Below are 14,438 nucleotides of genomic sequence, written 5' to 3'. Positions count from 1 at the left end.
CATACCATGACAATCCGCAATCACACTCTCGGTTTCCCTCGCGTTGGCCTGCGTCGCGAGCTGAAAAAAGCGCAAGAAAGCTACTGGGCGGGGAACGCCACCCGTGAAGAGCTGCTGGCGGTGGGGCGCGAACTGCGCGCCCGCCACTGGGAGCAGCAAAAACAGGCGGGTATTGACCTGCAGCCGGTGGGCGATTTCGCCTGGTACGACCATGTTCTGACGACCAGCCTGCTGCTTGGCAACGTGCCGGCTCGTCATCAGAACAAAGATGGATCGGTAGATATCGATACCCTGTTCCGCATCGGCCGCGGCCGCGCGCCAACGGGTGAGCCAGCGGCAGCGGCGGAAATGACCAAGTGGTTCAACACCAACTATCACTATATGGTGCCGGAGTTCGTGAAAGGTCAGCAGTTCAGGCTGACCTGGACGCAGCTGCTGGACGAGGTGGACGAAGCGCTGGCGCTGGGCCACCAGGTGAAACCGGTGCTGCTCGGGCCGGTAACCTACCTGTGGCTGGGCAAAGTGAAAGGTGAGCCGTTTGACCGACTCAGCCTGCTGAAGGATATCCTGCCGGTCTACAAACAGGTGCTGATTGAGCTGGGCAAGCGCGGCATTCAGTGGGTACAAATCGACGAACCGGCGCTGGTGCTCGAGCTGCCCCAGGTTTGGCTCGATGCCTTCAAACCGGCGTATGACGCGCTCACCGGGCAGGTGAAGCTGCTGCTCACCACCTATTTCGAAGGCGTGACGCCAAACCTGAAGACCATTAGCGCGCTGCCGGTGCAGGGCCTGCACGTTGACCTCGTACACGGTAAAGATGATGTGGCGGAGCTGCACAAGCGCCTGCCTGCGGACTGGCTGCTCTCCGCCGGGTTGATTAACGGTCGTAACGTCTGGCGCGCCGATCTGACCGAGAAATATGCACAAATCAAAGACATCGTCGGCAAACGTGAGCTTTGGGTGGCCTCTTCCTGTTCCCTGCTGCACAGCCCGATCGATCTGAGCGTGGAGACCCACCTGGATGTCGAGGTGAAAAGCTGGTTTGCCTTTGCCCTGCAAAAATGTGAAGAGCTGACGCTGCTGCGCGACGCGCTCAACAGCGGCGACACGGCGGCGATTACCGAATGGAGCGCCCCGATCCAGGCGCGTCGGCACTCTGCGCGCGTGCACAACCCGGCGGTGGAAAAACGTCTGGCGGCCATCACCGCCCAGGACAGCCAGCGCCAGAGCCCGTACGAGGTGCGCGCCGAAGCCCAGCGCGCCCGTTTCAACCTGCCCGCCTGGCCGACCACGACTATCGGCTCTTTCCCGCAAACCACGGAGATCCGCGGTCTGCGTCTGGACTTCAAAAAGGGCAATCTGGATGCGAATCACTACCGCACCGGCATCGCGGAACACATCAAGCAGGCGATTATCGAGCAGGAACGCCTGGGGCTGGACGTGCTGGTGCACGGCGAGGCCGAGCGTAACGACATGGTGGAATACTTTGGTGAGCATCTGGACGGCTTTGTCTTTACCCAGAACGGCTGGGTGCAGAGCTATGGCTCCCGCTGCGTGAAGCCGCCGGTGGTCATTGGTGACGTCAGCCGCCCGGAAGCGATCACCGTGGAGTGGGCGAAGTATGCCCAGTCCCTGACCGACAAGCCGGTGAAAGGGATGCTCACCGGTCCGGTGACCATTCTCTGCTGGTCGTTCCCGCGTGAAGACGTGACCCGTGAAACCATCGCCAAACAGATTGCCCTGGCGCTGCGTGATGAAGTGGCGGATCTGGAAGCGGCAGGTATTGGCATTATCCAGATTGACGAACCGGCGCTGCGCGAAGGTCTGCCGCTGCGCCGCAGCGACTGGGATGCCTACCTGCAGTGGGGCGTGGAGGCGTTCCGCATCAACGCCGCGGTGGCGAAGGACGACACCCAGATCCACACCCACATGTGCTACTGCGAATTTAACGACATCATGGATTCGATTGCCGCGCTGGACGCCGACGTGATCACCATCGAGACCTCTCGATCGGACATGGAGCTGCTGGAGTCGTTTGAAGAGTTCGACTACCCGAATGAAATCGGGCCGGGCGTGTACGACATTCACTCCCCGAACGTGCCGAGCGTGGAGTGGATAGAAGCCCTGCTGAAAAAAGCGGCCCAGCGGATTCCGGCAGAGCGCCTGTGGGTGAATCCGGACTGCGGACTGAAAACCCGCGGCTGGCCGGAGACGCGTGCGGCGCTCGCCAACATGGTGAAGGCGGCGCAGAATTTGCGTCAGGGTTGATTTATCCCTCTCCCTTTGGAGTGAGGGATCCCCGCAAAACAATGCCAATGTCTGCACCGATGGCCCCCTCTCCCTTGAGGGAGAGGGCTGGGGTGAGGGGGAACATACGGCTCTGGTGGTCATTCCGTTCACTTTATGTTCCTTGTAACTCTGTAACAACATGACCGGTGAACGTGCCAGGGCGGCTCAATCTGCACTGAACCCCGTTTCCTGGACACCTTTATTCTTTTGTTTTTTCTGCCTGAGTCCGGTACGCCACCGGGCTCAGGCCGCCAGTTTTCAGGCTGATTCGTTCAGTGTTGAAGTAACGAATATAAGCCTTAATATCCCGCTCCAGCTCTTTCACGCAACCATACCTCTTGCGGTAGTACATCTCCACTTTCAGATGGCTGAAGAAGTTTTCCATCACTGCATTATCCAGGCAGTTTCCCTTTCGCGACATACTCTGGACTATACCGGCTTTTTCCAGCATTAACCGCCATGCCGGTGTCCTGTAAGCCCAGCCCTGATCGCTGTGTAAGACCAGACCTTCACTATGTCTGTGTGCTTTCAGGGCCTTATGCAGCATCCTGCAGACCAGAGGCTGTGAAGCACTGGTCGACATATTCCAGGCCACGATTTCGTTATTGAACAGATCCTGCAGGGCTGACAGGTAAAGTTTCTGTCCCCCGGCCCGGAACTCCGTCACATCCGTACACCACTTGATCCCGCTTCGTTCAGCGCTAAAGTCCCGGGCCAGCAGATTGGCGGATGACAGACCCGCATCAGGCATATATGAGCGATATCTTTTCCGGCGTAGCTGACAGGTGAGTCCATGCTCCTTCATCAGCCTGCGCACGGTTTTGTGATTAAGCACGAAGCCCTTATCCCGTAGTGCTCTCGTCATTCTCCGGTAGCCATAGCGCTGCGCATGCCGCTGGCTGATGGCCTTCATTGCACCGACTGCATCCGCATAACGCTCAGTCCCGTGCTCAGGGTGCGAGACATGATAATAATATGTGCTGCGTGACAACCGCGCGGCATACAGCAGGCAGGGTAGCCTGTGTGCCGTCAGCAACGACTGCACTAATCTGGTTTTTTCTGCTGCTCCCTGAGTGCATTTTCTTCTCTCAGGGCTTTCAGCTTTTTTAAGTAAGCATTTTCCGCGCGCAGATATTCCAGCTCCCTCTGCAGTTCTTTGGGTGTCATTTCACTGAAGGGCTTGGCGCCGGGAACATATTTTTTCTGTGACATAGCGGGTCCGGGTCTGGCAGTGTGAAGCGCTTTTTCACCTCCCCTCCGGTAACGCTGCGTCCAGTCGAGAATAGGGACTCATTGGGGATGGCGAAGCGCGATGAAGCCTCCGCATAGCTGCACCTGTTTTCAGCGACGTAGCGGACAACGCGGAGCCTGAATTCTGCAGTATAGGTCCGCGCAGGACGGTCCTCCAGACCGGCTTTACCCTGACGACGGTAAGCCCGCAGCCAGCGGGTCAGTGGGGTTCTGCCCACACTGAACAGATGGGCTGTTTCTTTGATACTCGACTGTCCGGCCATGTAATGCAGTACAGCTGCAAGCCTAATATGGAAAGGATATTTCATTGTTCTGAACCTCCAGATTTGGAATCTGGTGTCCAGGATCCGGGGTTCAGTGCAATCGCCGCCGCCCTGGCGACCCGTGCTCCCGGCGGTAAATCGCCGCTTCGCGGTTCCCTCAGCTTATTCCTTCAGGCTATCGGGTCGGGCATGAGCCGGCATCCCTGCAGGCCATGCCCTCTCGGCGCATTCCTGCGCCTCGCCCCGGCCTTACGGAAACGCTTCGGCGATTTACAGCCGGACTAGGGCATCGCTGAAAAACTTCAATAATTCAGAAAGCAGTATTATCGCTTCTGATTACAAATTTATTGCAGATTGCTAAGTGATAAGGGAGAGGAAAATGTCTTGTCATCTTTAGTTTTCTTGATTAGTTTTATTAATTATATTTACGCCATAAATTTTTGATTTAGAACAGTAAACTTCCTTTGCTGATTGCAGGACAGCGCATTGATTGTAATTTTTTAAATGTTCTAAATTATCATCGTAAATAACTAATTGAACTATTTTATCTTTGCTTTTATATGCATCTATAAATTGTTCAGAAATGCCAGGCGGTAATAAGGAAGATAAGCTAACATTGAAAAATCGCAAAAACATCCTTTCATTTATATTTATATCAAAGCCAAATTTTTCTGGTTCGTTTGAAATACTCAACATTCCTCTATCAGATACAGCAATTCCATGATTCTGAGTATAACGAAATAGAGCCATTCCAGTTTGACTTTCTTTATCTTTGAGTAAGTTTATTAGCATGTCATCAAGCATATTTACATTTTTTTGAATATCCACTGCCAATAGCATAAACAGACATCTAAGCCAACGGAAATACTCATCTTCAGTTATTTCAAGTATGGGTAAAATTCTTGCAAGATGTGGCTTAATCCCATCTCTAATGAGTAAATACTCTTTTTTAAGGTCATCAGAGGTTGGATAGTGATCTGCCAGCATCCCGATAGTGTTCAATGTTTTTTTTATAGAAAAGGGGTTTCTGAATGAATTTAGAATCTTCAATGATAATATTTTAAATAGTTCCTCGGAAATATCATCATCATTATTTTCAATTTTTGTCAAAAGCAAAAGAGTAGCTTCTGATAGAGAAGACTCATATTTATGGAAAAGCTTCTCAAAATTCTGTCTGGTTTTATCTGTATTATTTATGGTAAACAAATCATGAAGAAAAAGACTGTTTGCGATTTTTCTATTTTGGGGAGGGGAAACATTTTCTCCATTTGATTGTTTATCAATTTCGAAAACAAAGATTTTTTTGTTTTTATTATGGCAGTCAGGTGTGCTTGTATTAAGTCTAAGTTCTGTTTGAGATATAAAATGTTGTATGATGGTTTTGTCTTCTAGCATTTTCTTCTCTATTTATTAACATTTTTTTAATGAAACAATACTGTTTTTTATACGTAGTACCAATTTTACGTCAGGCTCGCAAGAATCACTATAATTATACTGAAACATCTTAAATTGCTTTTCTCTTCATCAACCGGGGCATATTGTGATGCCGTTACGATCAATTCCGTAACCGGGCGTGGAAACCCGAATAAGCGTATGGCGGCACAGAAGAGATGCCCTGACATCTTTTTTGTGTCGAGCCAGTGGTTATCCTTGTAAAATCAATGATGACACTGGCGGGGCAGCCGCAAGGTTGGCCGGGATCCATACGTCCGGTTTCCACCCTCGCCAGTGTCATCGCCAGATGAGCGTGGAAACTCAGGCGATGACTCCAGTTTAAACGTATGGAGGCTGCCTTATGGCTACGATCCCAACCTTAACTCGTTCCAAAAATGACTCACTACAAGTTGAAGCCGTACTCGCTTCCCCCTTGCCAGGTTCAGCCGATCTTTTCACCGTGGTTGATCATTGCGCTATGTTCGTTTGTGTCCTGGTTGAATGTGAGGAAATCTATTACAGACATGCATTGTGTGGGCGTTTGTCCCATGCACTCACGTTGCTGAGTCAGCGCTGTGAAGAAGATCTTCCTGATTATCTTATCGGTCAACTAACTGCTGAGGCGATACCCGTTTCAAGTGCCCCAGATTGCTGGCAAGACACATGCACGTTACTGGCTCACGCACAGGCATTAACTTTGGCACTGTCTGGCAATACATTGATGGAGAAGAATAGCAAGGAACTTGCCGAGCTATTACATGACATTGTTTATCTTCTCGTGGATCAACTCAAAACACCATTCATTTTGAAATCATAAAGGCCAGAAAATAAGCCGGGCGGCGTCAGCGGCAGCCCGGTCTTATGACTCTCAGCTCAGGTCTGCGCCGTTGCTGGCAATCACTTTTTGGTACCACCAGAAGGAGTCTTTTTTCAGCCGTTTCAACGTACCGCTGCCTTCATCGTCCTGATCGACATAGATAAAACCGTAGCGTTTGGACATCTGCGAGGTGCCCGCGCTGATGATGTCGATACAGCCCCACGTGGTGAACCCCATCACCTCCACGCCTTCATTAATCGCGGCCAGCGTTTGCGCGAAGTGCGCACGGAAATAGTCGATTCGATAGCTATCGTGGATCTTGCCGTTTTCGACCACATCCTTCGCGCCTAGACCGTTTTCAACGATAAACAGCGGCTTCCGGTAACGGTCATACAGCTCCAGCAGCGAGATTTTCAACCCAAGCGGATCAATCTGCCATCCCCATTCGGACGCAGGCAAATACGGGTTTTTCACACCGAGAACGGTATTCCCGGGAATGCGTTCGGCGTCAGGCTGAGTGGATTCGGTCATCGACATGTAATAGCTGAAGGAGACGAAATCGACGGTATGCGCCTTTAAAATACGTCGATCGTCAGGGTGCATTTCAATATGGATATTTCGACGTTCCAGATCGCGCAGGATCAGCGGCGAATAGTCGCCAAATACCTGCACGTCGGCATAAAAATAGTTTTCCAGGTTTTTCTTCAGCGTGGCTTCAACGTCTTCCGGACGGCAGCTGCGCGGATAGGTTGTCAATTTCGTCAGCATGCACCCGACCTGGCTGCCCGGGATTTTGGCGTGGCAGTCTCGGATGACCAGTGCAGACGCGACAAACTGATGGTGCATACCCTGAAAGATATCCTGTTTCGCGTTGCCCGGCGCGCTTTTCTCTTCGCGAATGCCCGCGGTCGTAAAGGGATGGCGGTGAATACTGTCTATTTCATTGAAGGTTAGCCAGTAACGCACCAGCTCTTTGTAGCGGTCGAAACAAACATTGCTGAAGCGAACAAAGGCATCAACCACATTACGATGCACCCAGCCGTTATATTTTTCGCTCAGCGCCAGCGGCATTTCGTAGTGGGAAAGGGTGACCAGCGGCTCGATGTTATGACGACGCAGTTCGCGAAACAGTTCTTCATAAAACTGCAGCCCGGCCTCGTTTGGCGCGGCGTCCTCTCCGGTCGGTAAAATGCGTGACCAGGCAATAGATACGCGCAGCACCTTAAAACCCATCTCAGCAAACAGCGCGACGTCGTCTTTATAGTGGTGATAAAAATCGATGCCGCGGCGTTTCGGATACAGCGCATCATTTTTACCTTCAAACGCGTCGCGGATATTCTCGTCCGTCAGGGCCATATGGCCGCTGTAATCTTTCACGGAGAGGTTGGGTTTCCAGGCGACTGCGTCGGCAACGGACGGCCCTTTGCCGTCCACGTTCCATGCGCCTTCTGCCTGATTTGCGGCAATCGCGCCGCCCCATAAAAAACCGTGTGGAAACGCGAGGAAAGTGTCCATAACACGCACTCCTTATGCGTCATGATGATGGGAAAGGCTTATCCTTTTTTACCACCGTACTGACGGAACCACGTCAGCATCCGCTGCCAGCCATCTTTGGCTGATTCTGCGTGATAGCTCGGACGATAATCGGCATTAAACGCATGCCCGGCATCCGGGTAGACCACAATCTCCGCCTTCGCATTTGCCGCACGGAGCGCATGGCGCATGGTCTCTACCGAATCAAGCGAAATACCGGTGTCCTGACCGCCGTAAAGCCCTAACACGGGGGCATTTAACTCGGTGGCGATATCGACGGGATGTTTCGGTGAATTCAGCGTTTTTTCACCCACCAGTTTGCCGTACCAGGCGACAGCGGCTTTGAGCTGCGGGTTATGCGCGGCATACAGCCAGCTAATGCGTCCGCCCCAGCAGAAACCGGTGACCAGCAGACGATGTGGATCCCCGCCGTTGCGCGCCGCCCAGCTGGCGACGTGGTCGAGATCGGCCAGCACCTGCGCGTCCGGGACTTTGCTGACCAGGTTGCTGAGCAATGTTGGAATATCGCTGTAGTCGTTCGGATCGCCCTGACGGAAGTAGAGCTCTGGCGCAACGGCCAGATACCCTTCCAGCGCCAGCCGACGGCAGAGGTCGCGAATGTGTTCGTGAACACCAAATATCTCCTGAATCACAATCACGATGGGCAGCGGGCCGTCTGCCGATTTTGGCCGTGCGTGATAAGCAGGCATATTCTCCCCCTGCGAGGGAATGGAGGTCTCACCCGCGGTAATTGCCGCTTCTGGCGTCGACACGATGGTTGAAGCATGTGGGGCCGCAGCAGGTGCAAAACCGATTTTTTCAGTCATGGCATTCTCCGTACCAATGAGTTAGCGCAAAGGTAAATATAGACACCAGGTTAACAACTCACAGTGCCTTAAACGGTCTATCTTTTGTGCAGCACCTGGCGATATAACTTGTTAATGTGATTTGAATCACCTTTTTATGGAAATTCAATGTAATCATTTTCATTCATGGTGAGGTGCGTCACGAAAATATGCTTACTGCTTCTGTAAAGTACCGTTTTACTTCTTCTGACTAACCGACCCACAGAGGAGTCACCTATGTCTAAGTCTGATGTTTTTCATCTCGGCCTCACTAAAAACGATTTACAAGGGGCTACGCTCGCTATCGTCCCCGGCGATCCTGAGCGTGTGGAAAAGATCGCCGCGCTGATGGATAAGCCGGTCAAGCTGGCTGCCCATCGTGAGTTCACCACCTGGCGCGCAGAGCTGGATGGCAAAGCGGTGATCGTGTGCTCTACCGGTATCGGTGGTCCGTCTACCTCTATTGCTGTTGAAGAGCTGGCGCAGCTGGGCATTCGTACTTTCCTGCGTATCGGTACCACCGGCGCTATCCAGCCGCACATCAGCGTCGGCGACGTGCTGGTCACGACCGCCTCCGTCCGTCTGGACGGTGCAAGCCTGCACTTTGCGCCGATGGAATTCCCGGCAGTGGCTGATTTCGAATGCACCACCGCGCTGGTTGAAGCCGCGAAGTCCGTAGGCGCAACCACCCACGTGGGCGTAACCGCCTCTTCCGACACCTTCTACCCGGGCCAGGAGCGTTACGACACCTTCTCAGGCCGCGTGGTAAGCCGTTTCAAAGGCTCAATGGAAGAGTGGCAGTCCATGGGCGTGATGAACTACGAAATGGAATCCGCAACGCTGTTGACCATGTGTGCAAGCCAGGGTCTGCGTGCCGGTATGGTGGCGGGCGTTATCGTCAACCGTACCCAGCAGGAGATCCCGAACGCCGAAACCATGAAGCAGACCGAAAGTCATGCAGTGAAAATCGTGGTTGAAGCCGCGCGTCGCCTGATCTAGTCCTCTCCTTTCGAAATCAAAGGCCGACACGTTCGGCCTTTATTTTTTGCGTAGCGCCTCGCAGGAAAACCCTTTCAAACTGGACGTTTGTACAGCACAATCTTATTTTGTGCGGGTAATACGTTGATGCAGGGGGCATTGTGGATATCTCAATCCTGATTTACGCGGTGATTGCGCTGGCGGGCGTGGCGATAGGCTGGCTCATTTCCAGCTATCAGCATGCACAGCAGAAGGCCGACCAGTTGGCAGAGCGCGAAGAGATAGTCGCTGAATTAAGTGCGGCAAAGCAGCAGCTTGCGCTGAGTGACCACTGGCGAGAGGAGTGCGAGCTGCTCAATAACGAGCTGCGCAACCTGCGAGATATCAACACCTCGCTGGAGGCCGATCTCCGCGAAGTGACCACCCGCCTTGAATCCACCCAGCTGCACGCGGAAGACAAAATCCGCCAGATGATCAACAGCGAGCAGCGCCTCAGCGAACAGTTTGAGAACCTCGCCAACCGTATTTTCGAGCACAGCAACCGCCGCGTTGATGAACAGAACCGCCAGAGCTTGAACAGCCTGTTGACGCCCCTGCGCGAACAGCTTGACGGTTTTCGTCGTCAGGTGCAGGACAGCTTTGGGCAGGAGGCGCGCGAGCGTCACACCCTGGCGCATGAGATTCGCAATCTCCAGCAGCTGAATGCCCAGATGGCGCAGGAAGCGGTCAACCTGACCCGCGCGCTGAAAGGGGATAACAAAACCCAGGGCAACTGGGGAGAAGTGGTGCTGACCCGCGTACTGGAAGCCTCTGGACTGCGGGAAGGATATGAATACGAAACGCAGGTGAGTATCGAAAACGACGCCCGCTCTCGTATGCAGCCGGATGTGATTGTGCGGCTGCCGCAGGGTAAAGATGTGGTGATTGACGCCAAAATGACGCTGGTGGCGTATGAACGCTACTTTAATGCGGAAGATGACTACACGCGCGAGTCTGCGCTGCAGGAGCACATTGCCTCCGTGCGTAACCACATTCGCCTGCTCGGCAGAAAAGACTACCAGCAGCTGCCGGGCCTCCGCTCGCTGGACTATGTCCTGATGTTTATCCCGGTAGAACCCGCGTTTCTGCTGGCACTCGACAGACAGCCCGAGCTTATCACCGAAGCGCTCAAAAATAACATTATGCTGGTCAGCCCCACCACGCTGCTGGTGGCGTTACGTACCATTGCGAACCTGTGGCGCTATGAGCACCAGAGCCGCAACGCGCAGCAGATTGCCGATCGTGCCAGCAAGCTTTACGACAAAATGCGCCTCTTCGTGGACGACATGTCATCAGTCGGGCAGAGCCTGGATCGTGCGCAGGATAACTACCGCCAGGCGATGAAAAAACTCGCCTCCGGACGCGGCAATCTGCTGGCACAGGCCGAATCATTCCGCAGCCTGGGGGTAGAGGTTAAACGCGAGATTAATCCGGAATTGGTCGAACAGGCCACCGCCCAGGACGACGAGTTTCGCCTGCGAGAAGGTGCGGACGAACAAAAGACAAACAGTGAAGACAACACGTTAGCGGCGAATTTATCACCAGACGAGACTCCAGCGCGTTTCTTTCGCGGTGGTTGAAACGTAGGGCAAACGCGCCCAATCTGTTACACTTCACGAACATTTTACTGATAAGCAGGCTCTAAGATGGCTGACGATTCACAAGACACAACGCACTTTGGCTTTCAGACTGTCGCCAAAGCGCAGAAAGCTGACATGGTGGCCCACGTATTTCATTCCGTGGCGGCGAAGTACGATGTGATGAATGACCTGATGTCGTTCGGCATTCATCGCTTGTGGAAGCGCTTCACCATTGACTGTAGCGGCGTTCGTCGTGGACAAACGGTCCTGGATTTAGCCGGCGGCACGGGCGATTTAACCGCGAAGTTCTCCCGTCTGGTGGGCGAAACCGGTCGCGTTGTTCTTGCCGATATTAATGACTCCATGCTGAAAATGGGACGCGAAAAGCTGCGTAACATCGGCGTGGTGGGGAATGTGGAATATGTGCAGGCAAACGCCGAAGCGCTGCCATTCCCGGATAACACCTTTGACTGCATCACGATCTCTTTCGGTCTGCGTAACGTGACCGATAAAGAAAAAGCGCTGCGCTCCATGTACCGCGTGCTGAAGCCGGGTGGACGTCTACTGGTGCTCGAGTTCTCTAAACCGATCATTGAGCCGCTGAGCAAAGCCTACGACGCCTATTCCTTCCACGTGCTGCCGCGTATTGGCGAGCTGGTGGCTAATGACGCTGAAAGCTACCGCTATCTGGCGGAATCTATCCGTATGCACCCGGATCAGGACACATTAAAAGCCATGATGCAGGATGCAGAATTTGAGAATGTTGAATATTTCAACCTGACGGCGGGCGTCGTCGCGCTGCATCGCGGTTACAAATTCTGAGTGGAGGTGTCCCGTGCCCTTTAAACCCTTAGTCTCCGCAGGCGTCGAGAATGTACTGAACGCTTTTCTGTATCGCGCTCCGGCGCTGAAAGCTGCACGTCAGCGGCTAAACGGGAAGGTATTGCGCATTGTTTTAAAAGAGTTCTCGGCGCCGCTTGTGCTGGTATTCAGCGAACGTCAGCTTGACGTTCTGGGGGCGTGGGAAGGTGAAGCCGACTGCTCGGTCATCACGCACATGAGCGTGCTGCCAAAACTGCGCGATCGCCAGCAATTAACGGCGCTTATCCGCAGCGGTGAGCTGGAAGTGGAAGGCGACATTCAGGTCGTGCAGAACTTCGTTGCGCTCACCGATCTGGCGGAGTTCGATCCGGCAGAGCTGCTTGCGCCTTTTATCGGCGACATCGCCGCCGAAGGCATCGGGAAAGTCCTTCATGGTGGCGCCTCCTTTGCGCGTAAAAGCCTCCAACGCCAGCAACGCTATGCGGCGGAAGTGCTGACTGAGGAGTGGCGAATGGCGCCCGGGGCACTGGAAGTTGCATGGTTTGCGGAAGAGACCGCTGCTGTTGAACGTGCGGTTGACGCGTTAACCAAACGGCTGGAAAAACTGGAGGGCAAATGACGCCTGGTGAAATTCGGCGCCTCTATTTTATTATTCGCACCTTTTTGAGCTACGGGCTCGACGAGCTTATCCCCAAAATGCGCATCACGCTGCCGCTTCGTATCTGGCGGCGGATGCTGTTCTGGATGCCCAATCGCCATAAAGGTCAACCGCTGGGTGAGCGTCTGCGCCTGGCGCTGCAGGAGCTCGGTCCGGTTTGGATTAAATTCGGACAGATGCTGTCGACCCGCCGCGATCTGTTCCCGCCTCTCATTGCCGATGAGCTCGCGATGCTGCAGGATCGCGTCGCACCGTTTGACGGCGCGCGCGCGAAAAAGCAGATTGAAGAGGCGATGGGGAATGTACCCGTCGAGACCTGGTTCGACGATTTCGACATTAAGCCACTGGCGTCGGCCTCAATCGCGCAGGTGCACACCGCGCGTTTGAAAGAAAACGGCAAAGAAGTCGTTATTAAGGTCATTCGACCGGACATCCTGCCCATCATCAAAGCGGACATGAAGCTGATTTATCGTCTGGCGCGCTGGGTACCACGCTTGCTGCCGGACGGGCGTCGCCTTCGTCCAATGGAAGTTGTGCGGGAATATGAAAAAACGCTGATTGATGAGCTTAACCTGCTGCGTGAATCGGCAAACGCCATTCAGCTGCGTCGCAACTTTGAAAACAGCCCGATGCTCTATGTGCCTGAAGTCTATTCTGACTACTGCAGCCAGGACATGATGGTGATGGAGCGTATCTACGGTATTCCGGTTTCGGATGTGGTGGCCCTGGAGAAACAGGGAACGAACATGAAGCTGTTGGCCGAGCGTGGCGTACAGGTCTTCTTTACCCAGGTGTTCCGCGACAGTTTTTTCCATGCGGACATGCATCCGGGCAATATCTTCGTGAGCTACGAACACCCTGAGGATCCGAAGTATATCGGTATCGACTGCGGGATTGTGGGGTCGCTGAACAAAGAAGATAAACGGTATCTGGCAGAAAATTTCATCGCGTTCTTCAACCGCGACTACCGTAAAGTGGCCGAGCTGCACGTTGATTCCGGCTGGGTGCCGCCTGACACCAACGTCGAAGAGTTCGAGTTCGCGATCCGGACCGTTTGTGAACCGATTTTTGAAAAACCGCTGGCGGAAATCTCCTTCGGACACGTGCTGTTAAACCTGTTCAACACGGCTCGCCGCTTTAATATGGAAGTTCAGCCACAGCTAGTTTTACTTCAGAAAACATTACTTTACGTTGAGGGTGTAGGCCGACAGCTCTATCCTCAGTTAGACTTGTGGAAGACCGCGAAACCTTTCCTTGAATCCTGGATTAAGGATCAGGTTGGCATTCCGGCGCTGGTGCGCTCTCTGAAAGAGAAAGGTCCGTTCTGGATAGAAAAAATGCCTGAAATTCCTGAACTGGTTTATGACAGTTTGCGTCAGAGCAAGAACCTTCAGCACAGCATGGATAAAATCGCCCGCGAGCTTCAGTCCAGCCGTGTTCGCCAGGGACAGTCACGCTATCTCTTTGGGATTGGGGCAACGCTGCTGCTGAGCGGTACGCTGCTGCTGATCAACCGTCCGGACTGGCAGATGATGCCCGCCTGGCTGATGGCTGGCGGGGTGGTAGTCTGGCTGGCAGGCTGGCGAAAAACGCGCTGAGCGTGCGTCGCTATCGACGGGTCGCATACGTATAATGCGATCTGACTCTTTAATCATCTATCCCTGAGGAACATGTATGGGTGGTATCAGTATCTGGCAATTGTTGATCATTGCCGTCATCGTCGTGCTGCTGTTTGGCACCAAAAAGCTCGGTTCTATTGGTTCCGATCTGGGCGCGTCTATCAAAGGCTTCAAGAAAGCGATGAGCGATGATGAGACCAAGCAGGATAAAACCAGCCAGGATGCTGATTTTACTGCTAAATCCATCGCCGACAAGCAAGAAGAAGCCAAAAAGGAAGACGCTAAACGCCACGATAAAGAGCAGGTGTAA

At 53.4% G+C, this 14,438-nt stretch carries 11 protein-coding genes and 1 pseudogene; 8 read left to right on the top strand and 4 right to left on the bottom strand.

Going from position 1 to position 14,438, the window contains the following annotated elements; all coding sequences use genetic code 11:
* Nucleotides 1–6 precede the first annotated feature (6 nt).
* Nucleotides 7–2,268 carry a 5-methyltetrahydropteroyltriglutamate--homocysteine S-methyltransferase gene (gene metE, locus AC2TE5_RS21935; protein WP_484612368.1) on the top strand — a complete coding sequence of 754 codons (2,262 nt, stop codon included), beginning with the start codon at nt 7–9 and terminating at the stop codon, nt 2,266–2,268.
* 220 nt (nt 2,269–2,488) lie between these two features.
* Here the strand turns inward: metE and AC2TE5_RS21930 are convergent.
* A pseudogene (locus AC2TE5_RS21930) lies at nt 2,489–3,848 on the bottom strand (IS3 family transposase).
* 348 nt (nt 3,849–4,196) lie between these two features.
* A complete protein-coding gene (locus AC2TE5_RS21925) occupies nt 4,197–5,198 on the bottom strand; it encodes a hypothetical protein (RefSeq protein ID WP_484612367.1) in 1,002 nt (333 codons plus the stop codon).
* Nucleotides 5,199–5,598: 400 nt separating this feature from the next.
* Here AC2TE5_RS21925 and AC2TE5_RS21920 point away from each other — a divergent pair, with 400 nt between their 5' ends.
* On the top strand, nt 5,599–6,054 hold the full coding sequence (locus AC2TE5_RS21920; RefSeq protein ID WP_484612366.1) for a hypothetical protein: 456 nt from the start codon (nt 5,599–5,601) through the stop codon (nt 6,052–6,054).
* 51 nt (nt 6,055–6,105) lie between these two features.
* On the opposite strand, the gene AC2TE5_RS21915 is transcribed toward AC2TE5_RS21920, so the two are convergent.
* Nucleotides 6,106–7,569, bottom strand: a complete 1,464-nt coding sequence (locus AC2TE5_RS21915; RefSeq protein ID WP_484612365.1) for a glycoside hydrolase family 1 protein — start codon at nt 7,567–7,569, stop codon at nt 6,106–6,108.
* A 38-nt stretch (nt 7,570–7,607) separates the two neighbouring features.
* Nucleotides 7,608–8,414 (bottom strand): dienelactone hydrolase family protein, encoded by an 807-nt coding sequence (locus AC2TE5_RS21910; protein WP_484612364.1) that lies wholly within the window; start codon nt 8,412–8,414, stop codon nt 7,608–7,610.
* 255 nt (nt 8,415–8,669) lie between these two features.
* On the opposite strand from AC2TE5_RS21910, the gene udp reads away from it, so the two are divergent.
* The 6 genes from udp (at nt 8,670) to tatA (ending at nt 14,438) form a co-directional block, all read left to right on the top strand.
* On the top strand, nt 8,670–9,431 hold the full coding sequence (gene udp / locus AC2TE5_RS21905) for a uridine phosphorylase (protein ID WP_484612363.1): 762 nt from the start codon (nt 8,670–8,672) through the stop codon (nt 9,429–9,431).
* Between the two features lie 140 nt (nt 9,432–9,571).
* Nucleotides 9,572–11,029, top strand: a complete 1,458-nt coding sequence (gene rmuC, locus AC2TE5_RS21900) for a DNA recombination protein RmuC (RefSeq protein ID WP_213330372.1) — start codon at nt 9,572–9,574, stop codon at nt 11,027–11,029.
* A 66-nt stretch (nt 11,030–11,095) separates the two neighbouring features.
* The gene (gene ubiE, locus AC2TE5_RS21895) at nt 11,096–11,851 is read left to right on the top strand and encodes a bifunctional demethylmenaquinone methyltransferase/2-methoxy-6-polyprenyl-1,4-benzoquinol methylase UbiE (RefSeq protein WP_023309612.1); all 756 of its coding nucleotides are present in this window, start codon (nt 11,096–11,098) and stop codon (nt 11,849–11,851) included.
* A 13-nt stretch (nt 11,852–11,864) separates the two neighbouring features.
* On the top strand, nt 11,865–12,470 hold the full coding sequence (gene ubiJ, locus AC2TE5_RS21890) for a ubiquinone biosynthesis protein UbiJ (RefSeq protein WP_484612362.1): 606 nt from the start codon (nt 11,865–11,867) through the stop codon (nt 12,468–12,470).
* Nucleotides 12,467–14,107 carry a ubiquinone biosynthesis regulatory protein kinase UbiB gene (gene ubiB, locus AC2TE5_RS21885; protein ID WP_121930886.1) on the top strand — a complete coding sequence of 547 codons (1,641 nt, stop codon included), beginning with the start codon at nt 12,467–12,469 and terminating at the stop codon, nt 14,105–14,107. Before ubiJ ends, ubiB begins: the two co-directional genes overlap by 4 nt.
* Before the next feature lie 76 nt (nt 14,108–14,183).
* Nucleotides 14,184–14,438, top strand: a complete 255-nt coding sequence (tatA, locus tag AC2TE5_RS21880; protein WP_063145007.1) for a Sec-independent protein translocase subunit TatA — start codon at nt 14,184–14,186, stop codon at nt 14,436–14,438.

The sequence above is a fragment of the Enterobacter sp. N5-15 genome (genome assembly GCF_057221635.1).
This window is presented reverse-complemented; position numbering and strand designations above follow the sequence as displayed.